Source organism: Pseudomonas sp. Pseu.R1 (assembly GCF_045764065.1).
Lineage (GTDB): Bacteria > Pseudomonadota > Gammaproteobacteria > Pseudomonadales > Pseudomonadaceae > Aquipseudomonas.
This window is the reverse complement of the sequence record NZ_JBJGEE020000001.1, coordinates 3,554,990-3,571,247: the sequence shown is the minus strand read 5'-3', so window position 1 is coordinate 3,571,247 and position 16,258 is coordinate 3,554,990. Positions and strand designations below refer to the sequence as shown.

Annotated in this window: 13 protein-coding genes; 6 read left to right on the top strand and 7 right to left on the bottom strand. The window is 59.1% G+C overall.

The window, feature by feature from the left end; translation table 11 throughout:
* Window positions 1–104: 104 nt before the first annotated feature.
* Together oadA and ACI5GA_RS16515 are read right to left on the bottom strand one after the other, a co-directional pair.
* Entirely contained in the window at window positions 105–1,910 is a 1,806-nt protein-coding gene (gene oadA, locus ACI5GA_RS16520) for a sodium-extruding oxaloacetate decarboxylase subunit alpha (RefSeq protein WP_404635588.1), read from the bottom strand.
* 11 nt (window positions 1,911–1,921) lie between these two features.
* The gene (locus ACI5GA_RS16515) at window positions 1,922–3,337 is read right to left on the bottom strand and encodes an acetyl-CoA carboxylase biotin carboxylase subunit (protein WP_404635590.1); all 1,416 of its coding nucleotides are present in this window, start codon (window positions 3,335–3,337) and stop codon (window positions 1,922–1,924) included.
* Window positions 3,338–3,534: 197 nt separating this feature from the next.
* On the opposite strand from ACI5GA_RS16515, the gene ACI5GA_RS16510 reads away from it, so the two are divergent.
* Window positions 3,535–4,485, top strand: coding sequence for a LysR family transcriptional regulator (locus tag ACI5GA_RS16510; RefSeq protein ID WP_404635592.1), 951 nt, complete (start codon window positions 3,535–3,537; stop codon window positions 4,483–4,485).
* On the opposite strand, the gene ACI5GA_RS16505 is transcribed toward ACI5GA_RS16510, so the two are convergent.
* From ACI5GA_RS16505 to ACI5GA_RS16495, 3 genes are all read right to left on the bottom strand, one after another.
* Window positions 4,451–4,660: a PA3496 family putative envelope integrity protein gene (locus ACI5GA_RS16505; protein WP_404635594.1), complete on the bottom strand. Its 210-nt coding sequence runs from the start codon at window positions 4,658–4,660 to the stop codon at window positions 4,451–4,453. The genes ACI5GA_RS16510 and ACI5GA_RS16505 overlap by 35 nt on opposite strands.
* 128 nt (window positions 4,661–4,788) lie before the next feature.
* On the bottom strand, window positions 4,789–5,655 hold the full coding sequence (gene hexR / locus ACI5GA_RS16500) for a transcriptional regulator HexR (RefSeq protein ID WP_166593990.1): 867 nt from the start codon (window positions 5,653–5,655) through the stop codon (window positions 4,789–4,791).
* 144 nt (window positions 5,656–5,799) lie between these two features.
* Entirely contained in the window at window positions 5,800–7,839 is a 2,040-nt protein-coding gene (locus ACI5GA_RS16495) for a putative bifunctional diguanylate cyclase/phosphodiesterase (protein WP_404635596.1), read from the bottom strand.
* Window positions 7,840–8,175: 336 nt separating this feature from the next.
* Here ACI5GA_RS16495 and uvrD point away from each other — a divergent pair, with 336 nt between their 5' ends.
* The 3 genes from uvrD to ACI5GA_RS16480 all read left to right on the top strand — a co-directional run bounded on the left by uvrD (window position 8,176) and on the right by ACI5GA_RS16480 (window position 12,091).
* Window positions 8,176–10,362, top strand: coding sequence for a DNA helicase II (gene uvrD, locus ACI5GA_RS16490; RefSeq protein WP_421423440.1), 2,187 nt, complete (start codon window positions 8,176–8,178; stop codon window positions 10,360–10,362).
* 339 nt (window positions 10,363–10,701) lie between these two features.
* The gene (locus ACI5GA_RS16485; protein ID WP_421423438.1) at window positions 10,702–11,553 is read left to right on the top strand and encodes a Tim44 domain-containing protein; all 852 of its coding nucleotides are present in this window, start codon (window positions 10,702–10,704) and stop codon (window positions 11,551–11,553) included.
* A gap of 130 nt (window positions 11,554–11,683) precedes the next feature.
* On the top strand, window positions 11,684–12,091 hold the full coding sequence (locus ACI5GA_RS16480) for an SMI1/KNR4 family protein (protein ID WP_404635602.1): 408 nt from the start codon (window positions 11,684–11,686) through the stop codon (window positions 12,089–12,091).
* 32 nt (window positions 12,092–12,123) lie between these two features.
* Here ACI5GA_RS16480 and ACI5GA_RS16475 read toward each other — a convergent pair whose 3' ends face one another.
* Window positions 12,124–13,887, bottom strand: a complete 1,764-nt coding sequence (locus ACI5GA_RS16475) for a cation:proton antiporter (RefSeq protein ID WP_404635604.1) — start codon at window positions 13,885–13,887, stop codon at window positions 12,124–12,126.
* 308 nt (window positions 13,888–14,195) lie between these two features.
* On the opposite strand from ACI5GA_RS16475, the gene ACI5GA_RS16470 reads away from it, so the two are divergent.
* Window positions 14,196–14,681 (top strand): acyl-CoA thioesterase, encoded by a 486-nt coding sequence (locus tag ACI5GA_RS16470; protein ID WP_404635606.1) that lies wholly within the window; start codon window positions 14,196–14,198, stop codon window positions 14,679–14,681.
* 174 nt (window positions 14,682–14,855) lie between these two features.
* Here ACI5GA_RS16470 and pdxY read toward each other — a convergent pair whose 3' ends face one another.
* Window positions 14,856–15,728, bottom strand: a complete 873-nt coding sequence (gene pdxY, locus ACI5GA_RS16465; RefSeq protein ID WP_421423435.1) for a pyridoxal kinase PdxY — start codon at window positions 15,726–15,728, stop codon at window positions 14,856–14,858.
* A 134-nt stretch (window positions 15,729–15,862) separates the two neighbouring features.
* Here pdxY and ACI5GA_RS16460 point away from each other — a divergent pair, with 134 nt between their 5' ends.
* Window positions 15,863–16,255: a DUF3301 domain-containing protein gene (locus tag ACI5GA_RS16460; protein ID WP_404635610.1), complete on the top strand. Its 393-nt coding sequence runs from the start codon at window positions 15,863–15,865 to the stop codon at window positions 16,253–16,255.
* Window positions 16,256–16,258: the final 3 nt, after the last annotated feature.

Genomic DNA, 16,258 nt, shown 5'->3' with positions numbered 1-16,258 from the left:
AACCAGCAGGCAAAAAAAGAGGAGCCACGAGAGCTCCCCCAGAGGTAACCATTTAGCCTCCCGCATCTGCGCGCAGGAGGCTTTCATTCATTGATCCATCGCAATCATTCGATCTCGATCAAGATCTCACCCGGGTTCACGCGATCACCCTTGGCAACATTGATCGCCACGACCTTGCCCGCGACCGCTGCCTGAACCTCGGTTTCCATCTTCATCGCTTCGGTGATCAGCACGGCTTGACCAGCCTTGACCACATCACCTTCCTTGACCAGCACATCGACGATGTTGCCCGGCATGGTGGTGCTGACGTGGCCCGGCTTGCTGGCCTGGGCGCGTTTACCGATACCGCCGCCGACGAATTCGTTGAGCGGCTCAAAGACCACCTCTTCGGGCATGCCGTCGATGGACAGGTAGAAGTGACGCTTGCCCTCCGCCTTGACGCCGACACCCGTGATGTCGACGCGGTAGCTCTCGCCGTGCACGTCGATCACGAACTCGGTCGGCACGCCATCGCCGCTGGCCTTGGCCACAGCACCCGGCTCTGGAATCGGCAGCAATTGCTCTGGCGCCAGAGTGCCCGCCGCGCGCTCTTCGAGGAATTTGCGGCCGATGTCCGGGAACATGGCGTAAGTCAGAACGTCTTCCTCGGACTTGGCCAACGCGCCGATTTCACCGCGCAGCTTGGTCATTTCCGGCTTCAGCAGGTCGGCTGGGCGCACATCGATCAACTCTTCGTTGCCGATGGCCTGACGGCGCAGTGTCTCATCCACTTGACCCGGCGCCTTGCCATAACCGCCAGTAAGGTAGAGCTTCACCTCGTTGGTGATGGTCTTGTAACGCTCGCCCGCCAGCACGTTGAAGAACGCTTGAGTACCGACGATTTGCGACGTCGGGGTCACCAGCGGTGGGTAACCGAGGTCTTTGCGCACACGCGGGATCTCGGCCAACACTTCGCCCATGCGGTTCAGGGCGCCCTGCTCTTTGAGCTGGTTGGCGAGGTTGGAGATCATGCCGCCTGGCACTTGGTTGACTTGTACGCGGGTGTCGACCGCAGTGAATTCACTCTCGAACTGGTGATATTTCTTACGCACCGCGTAGAAGTACAGGCCGATTTCCTGCAACAACTCCAGATCCAGACCAGTGTCGAATTCGCTGCCTTTGAGCGCTGCGACCATCGATTCGGTGCCCGGATGGCTGGTGCCCCAGGCGAAGCTGGAGATCGCCGTGTCGATGTGGTCGACGCCGTTTTCCACAGCCTTCAACTGGCACATCGCGGCCAGGCCAGCGGTGTCGTGGGAGTGAATGAACACCGGAAGCGATTGCTCGGCCTTCAGCGCCTTGACCAACTCGCCTGTAGCGAACGGAGTCAGCAGGCCGGCCATGTCCTTGATCGCCACCGAGTCGCACCCCATGGCTTCCATTTGCTTGGCCTGAGTGACGAAGGCGTCGATGGTGTGCACCGGGCTGACGGTGTAAGCGATGGTGCCTTGAGCGTGCTTGCCCGCCGCTTTCACCGCTTCGATGGCCACGCGCAGGTTACGCACGTCGTTCATCGCGTCGAAAATGCGGAACACGTCGATGCCGTTGACGGCTGCCTTGGCGACGAAGGCCTTGACCACGTCATCGCTGTAATGGCGGTAGCCCAGCAAGTTCTGGCCACGCAGCAGCATTTGCAGACGCGTGTTCGGCAACGCGGCGCGCAGTTGGCGCAGGCGCTCCCATGGGTCCTCTTTCAGAAAGCGCACGCAGGCGTCGAACGTCGCGCCACCCCAGACTTCCAGCGACCAGTAGCCGACTTTGTCGAGCTTCTCGCAGATCGGCAGCATGTCCTCGGTGCGCATGCGGGTCGCCAACAGCGATTGGTGGGCGTCGCGCAGGATGGTGTCAGTTACAAAAATCTTTTTGGACATTGTTGTATTCCTCACAGGCCTGCGTGGGCGGCAATGGCGGCAGCGATGGCCAGAGCCAGCTCTTCGGGTTTGCGCTTGATCGAGTAGTTGGTCAGTTCAGGGTGGCTTTCAACGAAGCTGGTGTTGAACTGGCCACTGCGGAATTCCGGGTTGCGCAGGATTTCCTGGTAATACGCGGCGGTGGTCTTCACGCCTTGCAGACGCATATCGTCCAGCGCGCGCAGGCCACGGTCCATCGCCTCTTCCCAGGTCAGCGCCCAGACAATCAGCTTCAGGCACATGGAGTCGTAGAACGGTGGAATGGTGTAGCCGGTGTAGATCGCCGTGTCGGTGCGCACGCCCGGCCCGCCGGGGGCGTAGTAACGGGTGATCTTGCCGAAGCTGGGCAGGAAGTTGTTTTTCGGGTCTTCGGCGTTGATGCGGAACTGCAACGCGAAACCACGATGAATGATGTCTTCCTGTTTCACCGACAGCGGCAGGCCCGAGGCGATGCGAATCTGCTCGCGAACGATGTCGATCCCGGTGATTTCCTCGGTGATGGTGTGTTCCACCTGCACCCGAGTGTTCATCTCCATGAAGTACACCTCGCCCTCGGCGAGCAGAAACTCCACAGTACCGGCGTTCTCATAACCCACGGCCTTGGCCGCACGCACCGACAGGTCGCCGATGTAGGCGCGCTGTTCAGGGGTCAACTGAGGGCTTGGGGCGATTTCGATGAGCTTCTGGTTGCGACGCTGGATCGAGCAGTCACGCTCGAACAGGTGCACCACGTTACCGAAGCTGTCACCCAGGATCTGCGCCTCGATGTGCTTGGGATTGACGATGCATTTTTCGAGGAACACTTCGGCTTTTCCGAATGCCTTGGTCGCTTCGGAGATGACGCGAGGGAAGGCTTGCTCCAGTTCTTCACGGCTGTTGCATCGGCGAATACCGCGACCGCCGCCACCCGACGTTGCTTTGAGCATGACCGGGTAACCAATGCGATCACCCTCGGCCAGCGCCTCGGTCACGTCAGCGACGTTGCCTTCGGTGCCCGGGGTGACCGGAACACCGGCCTTGATCATGCTGCGGCGCGCTTCGGTCTTGTCGCCCATGCGACGGATCACTTCAGCGGACGGGCCGATGAATTTGATCCCGCGTTCGGCGCAAATCTCAGCAAGTTCAGCGTTTTCCGAGAGGAAGCCATAACCAGGATGCAACGCATCGCAACCGGTTTCCACGGCCAGGTTCACCAGCTTGCGAGGGTTCAGGTAACCCTCAAGCGGTTCTGAACCAATGCCATACGCCTCATCCGCACGCTTCACGTGGAGCGCATGGCGGTCCGCGTCGGAGTAGATCGCAACCGAACGAATGCCCATTTCGGCGCAAGCACGCACGATCCGGACAGCAATTTCTCCACGGTTGGCGATCAGGATTTTTGTTATCACTGGCATTTCCTCGACCGATGAGCAGACGGGCCGGAAACCCGGCCAGTACGTAGCGACATTCCGTTACTGCATGTTGCGTCGCAGCGATGGGTGCACCCTATGACGAATCAGTAATTAACAAAAATGAGTAAAAATTGGGTTAAACATAAGTAAAACCTTATAGTTGCTCATTCAGTCATTTGCGAGGCAGGCGAACAGTGCGTAAGTCATTGATGCGTATGACATTGCGTCAATTGCGAATCTTCAACGAGGTCTGTGATCTACGTTCCTACAGCCGCGCGGCCGAGGAAATGTCACTCACGCAACCGGCCGTCAGCCTACAAATTCGTCAGCTGGAGGACCTGATTGGTCAGCCTCTGTTTGAGTACGTTGGCAAGAAGCTTTACCTGACCGAAGCCGCAGAAGCACTCCAACTCGCCAGTCGCGATATTTTTGGGCGGCTGGAGAACCTCGACATGCAGCTTTCGGACATGCAGGGCTCGTTGCAAGGTCAATTAAAGCTCGCGATCGAGTCCAGCGCGAAATATTTTGTCCCGCATCTGTTCGCAGCTTTTAAACGCCAATACCCAGAAGTTGCACTCAATTTGACGGTGGTTAACCGCGCACAGGTGATTCGCCGACTGTCGGACAACCGTGACGATCTGGTGGTGATGTCGATGGTCCCGCAGGACATGGGATTAGAGTTTTTGCCCTTCTTGAACAACCCGATCGTGGCCGTCGCAAGGCCGGATCATCCGTTGGCGCAACTGGCCAGCCCCTCGCTGAAGGATCTGGAAAGCCACACACTGGTGGTTCGCGAGCAGGGTTCGGGAACGCGCAAAGCGTGCGAGGAGTATTTCAAGGAAAAGCGCATTCACTTCGAGCAATCGCTGGAAGTGTCATCGGCCGAAGCCCAGCGCGAATGTGTGGTGGCGGGGCTGGGTGTGGCGTTGCTTACACGCCATGCCCTGAGTCTGGAATTGGCCACCGGCACGCTGAAAGAGCTGCCAGTGGCCGAGTTGCCGCTGTATCGAAGCTGGTGCGTCGTACAGGCTCGGGAGAAACGTCTGTCGCCAGTGGCTCACGCCTTCCTGGCATTCATTCGCAGCGAGCGGGCACAAATCAGTGAGCTGGTCACGCGCTTTGACGGACACCTTCCGACGCGCTAGCGCTCTGCCAGAACGTACCCGAGACTTCCAGATAATCGTCGTATTCGAGGCTCAGACGGCGGTCTTCGAAGCGGGTTTCAATCGCACGCCGAAACGCCATGCGGCGCTGGTCTTCCTGCTGGCGGCGGGTCTTGGCGCTGGTGCTGTTCTGCGAGTCATCGTAGTGCCGAGGCATATCCTGTCTCCCATTGCGTGTGCGGAAGTACAGGGTGACCGTCAGGCGTGACGATCAAGTGGCGTGAGAGTTACAAGTTGGTGAAGGTTTGATCACCCACTCCTACAGGGGCAGCGGCAGACAAGCAATCAATCTTCTGAAGACTTGATCGACTTTGGCGACAACCGGAGGCTGCGCAAGCTGCGCTTCACGCTTTTCAGGTGGTTGACCAGACTTGGCCCGCGAGCCATCGCCACGCCCATCGCCAGCACGTCGATTACCACCAGATGGGCGATGCGTGAGGTCAGTGGCGTGTAGATTTCGGTGTCTTCGTGCACATCGATGGCCAGGTTGACCGTCGACAGCTCAGCCAACGGCGTCTGGCTCGGGCACAGGGTGATGAGGTTGGCGCCACTCTCACGCACCAGATTGGCGGTGATCAGCAAATCCTTCGAACGCCCGGACTGGGAAATGCACACAGCCACGTCTGTTGGCTTGAGGGTGACCGCTGACATCGCCTGCATATGCGGGTCAGAGTAGGACGCCGCCGTCAGCAACAGCCGGAAGAATTTGTGCTGCGCGTCAGCCGCGACCGCACCCGATGCCCCAAACCCATAAAACTCGACACGATGCGCCGCGGCCATGACCGTCACCGCCGCCTGCAAAGCGTGAGGATCGAGCTTTTCGCGCACTTCCATCAGAGTGTGCAGCGTGGTGTCGAAAATTTTCAGGCTGTAGTCCGCGACCGAATCGTCTTCGTGAATGGCGAACTGCCCAAAACTCGCCCCCGCCGCGAGGCTTTGCGCGAGCTTGAGTTTCAGGTCCTGAAAACCGGTGCAGCCGATCGCGCGGCAAAAGCGCACGATGGTCGGCTCACTGATGCCTACGCTGTGGGCCAGATCGGCCATGGAACTGTGCATGACAGCCGCAGGATCAAGCAGCACATGGTCGGCTACCTTGAGCTCTGACTTACGCAAGAGATGGCGGGACTGGGCGATGTGCTGCAACAGATTCAAAGGACAGGACTCAGGTGGAGGATGGGCCGGGCTGTAGCTTTCTTGTAGTTATACTACATGACCTGCAAACCGCACAGCTAAACGAGATAGCAGTTCGCAACCGACTGGCCTTGGATGACTGATCGCCCTGGAGTGTAGGACTTTTCACACGCTACTCCAGGCAACTGACGAATAATTACGCAAGACATCGCCCATCGCACTTGCCTCAACAGGCCGACTGATCAAGTAGCCTTGTACCTCATCGCAATCATGGGCACGCAGAAACGCCAACTGCTCAGCGTTCTCAACGCCCTCGGCCACCACCTTCAAGTCGAGGCTATGCGCCATGGCGATGATCGCACGCGTGATCGCCGCATCTTCAGTGCCTTCGTTCAGGCCACGGATGAACGCCTGGTCAATCTTCACGTAGTCCACCGGAAAACGCTTCAGGTAACTCAATGACGAATAACCGGTGCCGAAATCATCGATGGCCAGCTTCACCCCCAGTTCCCGCAATTGCCGGAACGTGCTGATGATGTGCTCGACACTGTCCAGCAACTGGCTCTCGGTCAGCTCAAGTTCAAGGCATTCAGGCATCAAGCCGGTTTCATCGAGCACCTGACGCACCAGGCTCACCAGCTTGCCTTGTCTCAATTGATGAACCGACAAATTGACCGACACCCGAATCGGCATCAGCCCACTGCGCTGCCATTCACATGCCTGACGGCAGGCGCGACGCAGAACGAACTCCCCGATGTCGGCAATCAGGCCAGACTCCTCCGCCAGTCCGATGAACTCACCGGGCGGCACCATGCCGCGCGAGGGATGACGCCAGCGCACCAGTGCCTCGGCTGAATTCAGGCGCCCTGTCGCCAGCTCCAGCTTGGGTTGGTAGAACACCTCAAGCTGGCCCTCCTCGATGGCGCGACGCAACTGGATCTCCAGTTGCAGCCACTCCAGCGTTCTGGCTTGCAGGCTCTCGGTGTAGAACTGGAAGTTGTTGCCGCCCAGATGCTTGGCGTGTTGCATCGCCATGTTGGCCTGGGTGACCAGTGTAGAAATGTCACGGGTCGAGTCTGGAAACAGAGCGATGCCAATCGACGCACTCACCACCAGGTCGTGGCCGGCGACCGGCGTCGGCGAGCGCAACTTGGCCAGCAAACGTGTGGTCACCCGCGCCAGCGCCGTCAAATTGCCGTGAGAATCGAGCAGGACAGCAAACTCATCGGCAGACAAGCGCGCCACGGTGTCAGCGTCCGACAGCTCTGCGATCAACCGCCGCGCCACATGGCGCAATAACTGGTCGGCGATGTCGTGTCCGAGGCTGTCGTTGAGCAACTTGAAGCGATCGAGGTTGATGTGCAGCAGCGCCAGATTGCGCCCGCCCTGACGCACACGCTGATTGGCTTCGCGCAGACGCTCGTTGAACAGCGCCCGATTCGCCAGGCCAGTCAACTCATCGTAATGGGAGAGGTAGCGCGTGCGCTCTTCGTACTGCCTGGCCAGCTCTCGATTAAGCTCTTCGCTTTTAGCTTGCGCCTGTTGTAAGTGCTCGATCAGCGCCAGGTTCTGAAAGCGGCGCATCAGACCACGCTGAATCAAACGATTGACCTGCGCAGCGACAACGATAAGCGCAAGCAACAGAATGAGCCCTAGCCAGCCCCATCCGCGCAACGGCACGTCGCCACCCCAGAACAGATACACGATTGGCGGCAGCAGACAGGGGACGGCGAACGTCAGAAAGGCAGGAATACTCGCCGCATAGGCCACGCTCGCGGACAACGTCGCCGCGCCGATGAGACCGAACACCCACGCCTGCTGAACGAAGCTTTCCGCAGGGACCAGCACCAACGCGGCGCTGGATAACGTGAAGCCGCTGACGCACGCTCCCGCAAGAAACATGCGCTTCCAGATCGGATGCGCCTGACGCTCCTGCGAGGCAGCTCGAAACGCCGCCACTTGCAGAATTCGCAGGCACACCAGCGCCGACAGCCAGCCGACCCAAATGCTGACCAACACATAGCGCTCCGGGCTCCAGAGCAGCCAGGCGCACAGCAGACCATTGATGAACATGAACAGGGTCGGCAGCATCGACCCCTGATAAAGAAGACGAGTGCGCTCGACGGCAAGCTGGGTGGCGTAACGTTTGCGGATGACACGGCGTGTCGCCACAGAGTCGGCCGGGGCTTCTGAGCTGGTGGTCATGGCGGTTCTTATAATTGGTGAGCCTTGAACGTCAGCGGAGCATACACAAGCCATTGGCGAGACCATACAGTCAGAAAAATAAAATGCATGAATGGTTACCGCCCATACGAATTGCACACACCTCTGTAGGAGCGTGGCTTGTCCCGCGATCGGCTGCGAAGCAGTCGTAAAGTCAGCGACTTCTATTTGTCGGGTTACCCCGCGTGCTCTGGGTTTGCTGCCGGTTCCCGGCAGATCGCGGGACAGGCCACGCTCCTACAAGTAATCCGGACAGCTTTTCACGACCGACCGGCGTTAGGGTTTGCCCGCCATCCCCCTGCCCCCTAGAATGCGCCGATGCATAACGACGACCTCTCCCTCCTGCTTAATTCCCTCAACGATGCCCAACGCCAGGCGGTCGCCGCTTCCGTTGGTCGTCAGTTGGTTCTCGCTGGCGCTGGCTCCGGCAAAACCCGCGTGCTGGTGCACCGTATCGCCTGGCTGATCCAGGTCGAAAACGCATCGCCGCATTCGATCCTGTCGGTGACGTTCACCAACAAGGCCGCGGCCGAGATGCGCCACCGCATCGAACAACTGATGGGAATCAACCCGGCGGGCATGTGGGTTGGCACCTTCCACGGCCTGGCGCACCGCTTGCTGCGCGCGCACTGGCAGCAAGCGGGCCTGAACCAGAACTTCCAGATTCTCGACAGCGACGACCAGCAACGCCTGGTCAAGCGGGTGATCCGCGAAATGGGACTGGACGAGCAGAAATGGCCTGCGCGTCAGGCGCAGTGGTTCATCAACGGCCAGAAAGACGAAGGCCTGCGACCCAAGCACATTCAGGCGTCCGGCGACCTGTTCCTGAGTACCATGAAAGCCATCTACGAGAACTACGAGGCAGCCTGCCAACGGGCGAGCGTCATCGACTTCTCCGAACTGTTGCTGCGTGCACTGGACCTGTGGCGCGACAACAAAGGCCTGCTGGAGCACTACCAGCGGCGCTTCCGCCACATTCTGGTGGACGAATTCCAGGACACCAACGCCGTTCAGTACGCCTGGTTGCGTCTGCTGGCCAAGGGCGGCGACAGCCTGATGGTGGTGGGCGATGACGATCAGTCGATTTACGGCTGGCGCGGCGCGAAGATCGAGAACATCCATCAGTATTCCGATGACTTCCCGGACACTGAAACCATTCGTCTGGAGCAGAACTATCGCTCCACGGCCAGCATCCTGAAAGCCGCCAACGGCCTCATCGTCAACAACAGCGGACGCTTGGGCAAAGAGCTGTGGACGGACGTCGGCGATGGCGAACTGATCAGCCTTTACGCCGCGTTCAACGAACACGACGAAGCGCGCTACGTGGTCGAGACCATCGAAAGCGCGATCAAGACCGGCCTGTCCCGCAGCGACATCGCCATTCTCTACCGCTCCAACGCCCAGTCGCGGGTGCTGGAAGAAGCGCTGCTGCGCGAGCGCATTCCGTACCGTATCTATGGCGGCCAGCGCTTCTTCGAACGTGCCGAGATCAAGAACGCCATGGCGTACCTGCGCCTGCTCGATGGCCGTGGCAACGACTCGGCGCTGGAGCGGGTGATCAACGTGCCGCCACGGGGTATCGGCGAGAAGACTGTCGAAGCGATTCGCGAACACGCGCGCCACGCCGATGTGTCGATGTGGGAATCCATGCGTTTGCTGGTCGCCAACAAAGGCCTGACCGGCCGCGCCGCCAGTGCCTTGGGCGCGTTCATCGAACTGATCGAGAACCTGTCGGCCAAGGTCATGGACATGCCGCTGCATCTGATGACCCAAACCGTCATCGAGCAGTCCGGGCTGATCACCTACCACCAGGAAGAAAAAGGCGAGAAAGGCCAGGCTCGGGTAGAAAACCTTGAGGAACTGGTCAGCGCCGCCCGCGCCTTCGAGAACAGTGAAGACGAAGAAGACCTGACCCCGCTGGCCGCCTTCCTCGGCCATGCATCGCTGGAAGCGGGCGACACTCAGGCCGATGAACACGAAGACAGCATTCAGCTCATGACGCTGCACAGCGCCAAAGGTCTGGAATTCCCGTACGTGTTCCTCGTCGGCATGGAAGAAGGCCTGTTCCCGCACAAGATGAGCCTGGAGGAGCCGGGCCGTCTGGAAGAAGAACGCCGCCTGGCGTACGTGGGCATTACCCGCGCCATGCAGCATCTGGTGCTGACCTACGCCGAAACCAGACGCTTGTACGGCAGCGAGACCTACAACAAGGTGTCGCGCTTCGTACGCGAGGTGCCGCCAAATCTGATTCAGGAAGTGCGCCTGTCCAACAGCGTGTCGCGCCCGTTCGGCGGCTCCAAGACCATGGCGCCCAGTCGCCTTTTCGAAGGCGAGGGCATTCCGCAGAGCCAGTTCTCGCTGGGTCAGCGTGTGCAGCATGCGGTCTTCGGCGAAGGCGTGATCCTCAATTTCGAAGGCTCTGGCGCACAGGCGCGGGTTCAAGTGAATTTCGCCGAAGGCAGCAAGTGGTTGATGCTGGGGTACGCAAAGCTGGAGCCGGTTTGATCAGAGCCTGAAACCGGAGACAACTGTGGGAGCGAATTTCATTCACGATGCGGTTTTTCAACCCATGATGTTCTAGCGGCTGCACTGGCCTCTCGCGAATGAATTCGCCCCCACAGGGGATCCGCGTCGTCACGAATGTCATGGCCATAATCCACGATGGCTTGCATTCCTACGAATGCCCCCCATCTTTCCTACAGAACTTTCTCCATAGCCCTACAACCCAAGTCTTATGGGCGCTATTGAGATCCACGCAAAAGCCAGAAACATTTGGTCGCTGGTCAGACACATTTGTCCTGTTCAATATGGCGCGCGTGCAATCCACAAACGGGAATTCCCACTATGCAACGTTTTCTTAGCATCGCTCTGGCGCTGGTCATCGGACTCACCATGAGTCTGGACGCCAACGCCGCGCGTTTTGGTGGTGGCAAGAGCATGGGCTCGGCGCCGACTCACCAGGCGCGCCAAACGGCCCCTTCCGCTCCTGCCGCTGCCCCTAACGCCGCCGGCCGTCCTGCGCCAGCCGCAGGCGGTGCTTCCAAATGGCTTGGTCCCTTGGCCGGCATCGCTGCCGGTGGCCTGCTGGCCTCCATGTTCATGGGCGGCGGTTTCCAGGGCATGCAGTTCTTCGACATCCTGATCATGGCGATCATCGCCTTCGTGATCTTCCGTTTTATCGCCGCACGTCGTCGCAAGCAGCAGCCGCAAATGGCACCGGCTGGCGCACCGTACCAGCGTGAAACGTTCGAACAGCCTGCGCAGAACACCAACTCGATGTTCGGTGGTTCGCCTGCCGCGTCGGCTCGCCCTGTGATCAACGCACCGGCCTGGTTCAACGAAGAGCGCTTCATCGAAGCCGCACGTACACACTTCCAGTCGCTGCAGCAGCACTGGGACGCGAACGAGATGGACAAGATCGCTGAGTTCGTGACCCCGCAAATGTTGCAGTTCCTGAAAAAAGAACGTGCGGATCTGGGTGATGGCTTCCAGTCGACCTACATCGACAACCTCACCGTGCGACTGGAAGGTGTCGACGACCGCGCCGACAAGACCATCGCGACCCTGACCTTCAGCGGTGTGGCGAAGACCTCGCGCTTCGACCAAGGCGAAGTGTTCAGCGAAAGCTGGAACATGGAACGCGCCCCAGGCGAAAACCAGCCTTGGCTGGTGGCAGGTATCCGCCAGAACGGCTGAAACTCTTTGCCACTTCGCTAATCCAAAACCCCGACTGCGATCGGGGTTTTGTTTTTTAGGGGCCGCGGTTAATTTGGTGATGTCTTTGAGCTACTGTATAAACCGCGCCAATCGTTAGAGGGTCCACGTCGTGGAAGAAGTCATCGAACAACTCCGTGAAGCCAATGAGCCGGTCCCCGTCCCGCTTGAGCTGCCGGACGAAGATCAGCTTGTCGAAATCGAAGAAGAGCTGTTCATCAACATTCCTTTTGTCTTCAAGGAATTCCTGCTGCACGTCAGCGACGTGGTCTACGGCAGCCTTGAGCCGGTGACGGTCACCGATCCGGGTTCGCACACCTACCTGCCAGAAGTGGCGGCCAACGCGTGGGACGCCGGTGTCCCGCGCGACCTGATTCCGATCTGCCAGGACGGCGACGACTACTACTGCGTCGAGGAAGACGGCACCGTAGTGCTGTGGTCCGGCGAAGAAGAACTCGTCACCGAAGAAAGCTGGGAATCGGTCTGGCACTGGGCACGGGATGTCTGGCTGGAAAGCTGAGACGTTCCCTCCCCTCAGGAGCCTTCAGCACCTCAATGCTCGGAAGGCTCCTGATGGTTCCCCAGCGTCTCCAACAGCGCGATCTGCATGCGCGTGTGCACGCGGATGAACCAGCGCCACAGCACCGCAGCCACCACCCCCGCCACCAGAACGATCAACAGCAACCACTCGCTGGTCGGCAGCATGCTCGCCGACAACAAAGCGATCAGCAGGAAAATCACCATCAGCGACAGCAACGGGATCACTTCGGCGATCACCCTGCGCACGCGCTCGGTATGACGCCCCGCCATTTCCGGCTTCACGCTCATCTCGGCCAGCAACATCGACAGCGCCTTGAGCTTGCGGTACGCCGCGATCAGGAATGGCAGCGACAACAGCAACGACGCCCCCCAGATCCAGGCCTTTTGCTGGCCCACCTCGGCGACCCATTCGCTGAAGTAATCGCCAATACGCTCAGCGAAGTACGCGCCGCAGAAGAAAATCGCCACCACCAGCGCCAGATTCACCCCCACTTGCAGCAGGATCTTGCGAATCATGGAGGCAAGCAATGCACTCTGCCCTTGTGGCTGAATACTGCGCAGCCATTCCCCATACAACCCGAAAACACGTGCCATGCGCGTAGGAACGATCCCGGCAAGAGAGTGGGACAATGGATCGGCGGCGCGAATCAGATACGGCGTGAGCAGCGTGGTGATGGCCGAAACCGCCACAGCTACGGGATAGAGGAAGTCGCTGGTGACCTGTAACGTCATCCCCAGCGCGGCGATGATGAAAGAAAACTCGCCAATCTGTGACAGCCCCATGCCGACGCGCAATGAAGTCTTGCCATCGTTGCCTGCGATAAAGGCGCCAAGGCCGCAGGACAGCATCTTGCCCAGCACCACCGCAACGGTGATCACCGCAATCGGCCAGGCGTAGTCGAGCAGAATCTGTGGATCGATCAGCAAACCGATGGCGACGAAGAAAATGGCGCTGAACATGTCGCGAATGGGTTCGATCAAGTGCTCGATCTTCGCCAATTGCTTGGACTCCGCCATGATCGCGCCTATCAGGAATGCGCCCAGCACCATGCTGTATTCCAGCTTTACGACCAGCAGACAGAAACCAAAGCAAAGTCCCAGTACGGTAATCAGCAACATTTCATTGCTCTGGAATTTCGCGACGTAAGCCAGCAAACGCGGCACCAGCAAAATGCCGATCACCAGTGCGACGATCATGAACAGAGACAGCTTGCCAACCGTGGAGAACACCTCGCCGGAACTGACCGTACCGCTTACGGCGATCCCCGACAGCAGCGCGATGATGCCAATGCCGAGAATGTCCTCGACGATGAGCACGCCAAAGATCAGTTGAGCGAAGCGCTGATTCTTCATCTTCAGGTCGTTGAGCGCCTTGACGATGATCGTGGTGGAGGAAATTGCCAGAATCGCGCCCAGGAACAGCGAATCCATAGTGCTCCAGCCGAAGAACTGGCCTATCTCGTAGCCGATCCAGATCATCAGCATGATTTCGAGAAAGGCGGCAATGAATGCAGTGGCGCCCACCTTGAACAATTTGCGCAGGCTGAACTCCAGCCCCAGACAGAACATAAGGAAGATCACCCCCAATTCGGCGAGGGTCTTGATGGTTTCTTCGTCATGAATCAGGCCGAACGGCGGGGTGTGGGGGCCGATGATGAAACCGGCTGCAATGTAACCGAGCACCACGGGCTGCTTGAGACGGTGAAACAGGACCGTCACCACCCCCGCCACCAGCATGATGACTGCCAGATCCTGAATAAAGCTGATGGCATGCATGACGTGGCTCCTTGTGACTGCGAGAAGATGCGCGTTCTCGACGGAAATACCAACGACTGCCGTACGAAAACTCGTTAGCAGGGCCGGAATTTTCCGGGTAGAACGCAGGAATTACCCCATCCAAGGGTTTTCGCAGGTTAACACCGCACAAAAGCGGATAAAGGCGGTGCAATATATGGAAACAGATCGACACCGGGCGTGACGGCAAGCGCACTGCCAGCGTCCCGATAATGTCGGTTCTAATGGCCGCATGACATTCGAGCACCCACCCGAGGTGCCAATTGACTCAACCTGACCGTGAGCACGCTATGGAACCCGGAAACGCCCAGCTGTCGATGACTGTTTTGATGACCCCGGACATGGCCAACTTTTCTGGCAACGTGCACGGCGGCACCCTTCTGAAATACCTCGACGAAGTCGCCTACGCGTGCGCGAGCCGATACGCGGGCCGTTACGTCGTGACGCTGTCGGTGGATCAGGTAATTTTCCGCGAACCGATTCACGTTGGCGAACTGGTGACCTTCCTCGCCTCAGTGAACTACACCGGCAACACGTCCATGGAAGTCGGAATCAAGGTGGTGACGGAAAACATCCGTGAACGCTCCGTGCGTCACACCAACAGTTGCTTCTTCACCATGGTGGCCGTTGATGACCAGCGCAAGCCAGCCGGCGTCCCGCCGCTGACGCCGGAGACCAGTGAAGGCAAACGGCGTTACGTACAGGCGCAGCAGCGTCGGCAGATTCGTCAGGAGCTGGAAAAGCGGTATCGCGAGATTCGCGAAGACGGGGTTTGATCGAAATCGTTGGCGTTTGAAAGCCCTCATCGCGGATGAATCCGCGATGGCGTTTGATCGTGCCCATGCTCTGCGTGGGTACGCATCCCGTGACGCTCTGCGTCACCCCGGCGATGGACGCAGAGCGTTCAGAACGGCATTCCCACGCAGAGCGTGGGAACGATCATGTGTCTGTCAGACATCCAGCCGGGTTGCCTCAAACTTGACCCGCGGGTGCGCAATCCGGTCTTGCGCCCGGACCAGTTCCAGCTCGTAACTGCCGCAAGCCTGGGTTTCCAGCAGCACCTCATGCACCGCCGATGCGGTGAATTCGAACGCGCTGCGCAGATCATCGCCCAGCAGGACTTTCGACAGGAACAGCCCTGATGTCAGGTCACCTACCCCCACCGGCTGGCGCGGAAACGCCAGCAACGGGCGGCGCAAGTGCCAGCTCTCGTGCTCAGTCACCAGCAACATCTCAAAACTGTCGTCCGACTTGCCGGGGTAGGCCAAGTGCTTGACCACCACCGCTTTTGGACCTTTGGCCAACAGCGCGCGAGCCATCGCCACACAATCCATCAATCCGCTCGGTTTGCGCTCCGAAAAGCTGTCCAACTCCAGTTGATTCGGGCAAAGGAAGTCAGCCACCGCGGCGGCCTCCTCCAAGAGAAAATCACTGACCTCCTGCGGCACGATGCAGCCTTTTTCGGGATGCCCCATCACTGGGTCGCACAGGTACAGCGCGCGCGGATTGGCCCGTTTGATTTGCGCCACCGCCGCCAGAATCGCCCGCCCCTGCGCCGCACTGCCCAGATAGCCTGAAAGCACCGCATCGCAGTTGCCCAACTCGCCAATGCCGGCGATCCCTTCGACCAGCGCAGGAATTTGCTGCGGCGCCAGCACTTCGCCTGTCCAGTGTCCATACTGAGTGTGGTTGGAGAACTGAACGGTATTCAGCGGCCAGACATTGATGCCGATACGCTGCATAGGGAACACGGCCGCGCTGTTGCCAGCGTGCCCGAAGACCACGTGGGACTGGATTGCGAGTAGATGAGGCGAACGTTTCATGACAGGTTCCTGAAGCCGGGAAAGCACAGTAGTGGCGATGCCGGACGAAGTGAAGCGAAATTAAACCATCGGGCTATGGCTGTCGGTGACCTGACGCAGTTAAGCTGAACGTCTTCTGTTGGAGCTCTCTTTTCATGCTGACCCTGGGCAATATTTTCGTCCTGATGTTGCTGGCAACCGCTGGCGCATGGCTGTGGCATTCCCATGGTTTGCGCGAACGGGCGTTGGAGCGCGTCAAGCAGCACTGCGCCAAGCTCGATATCGAATTGCTCGACGGCAATGTTGCGCTGCGTCGCATCACGTTCAAACGCGACAACGAGGGTCGCAAGCGTCTGGCGCGTGTGTATAACTTCGAATTCACCGTGACGGGCGAGCAACGCCATCCCGGCACGATCACCATGTTCGGCGCCCACACCGCGCAGATCGAGCTGGCGCCCTACCCGTTCGAAATCAAAGACCCCAAACCGACTGCCGAAATCATTCAGCTCAGCGAATGGCGGCAGGAACACAACAAATGGAAGCAGTGATTC

Excerpts from the sequence above, each read along its gene's own strand:
- ACI5GA_RS16495 (WP_404635596.1), bottom strand. The coding sequence starts at position 7,839 with ATGACCACCAGCTCAGAAGCCCCGGCCGACTCTGTGGCGACACGCCGT.
- pdxY (WP_421423435.1), bottom strand. The coding sequence starts at position 15,728 with ATGAAACGTTCGCCTCATCTACTCGCAATCCAGTCCCACGTGGTCTTC.
- oadA (WP_404635588.1), bottom strand. The coding sequence starts at position 1,910 with ATGTCCAAAAAGATTTTTGTAACTGACACCATCCTGCGCGACGCCCAC.
- ACI5GA_RS16505 (WP_404635594.1), bottom strand. The coding sequence starts at position 4,660 with ATGCCTCGGCACTACGATGACTCGCAGAACAGCACCAGCGCCAAGACC.
- ACI5GA_RS16485 (WP_421423438.1), top strand. The coding sequence starts at position 10,702 with ATGCAACGTTTTCTTAGCATCGCTCTGGCGCTGGTCATCGGACTCACC.
- ACI5GA_RS16460 (WP_404635610.1), top strand. The coding sequence starts at position 15,863 with ATGCTGACCCTGGGCAATATTTTCGTCCTGATGTTGCTGGCAACCGCT.
- ACI5GA_RS16470 (WP_404635606.1), top strand. The coding sequence starts at position 14,196 with ATGGAACCCGGAAACGCCCAGCTGTCGATGACTGTTTTGATGACCCCG.
- ACI5GA_RS16475 (WP_404635604.1), bottom strand. The coding sequence starts at position 13,887 with ATGCATGCCATCAGCTTTATTCAGGATCTGGCAGTCATCATGCTGGTG.
- uvrD (WP_421423440.1), top strand. The coding sequence starts at position 8,176 with ATGCATAACGACGACCTCTCCCTCCTGCTTAATTCCCTCAACGATGCC.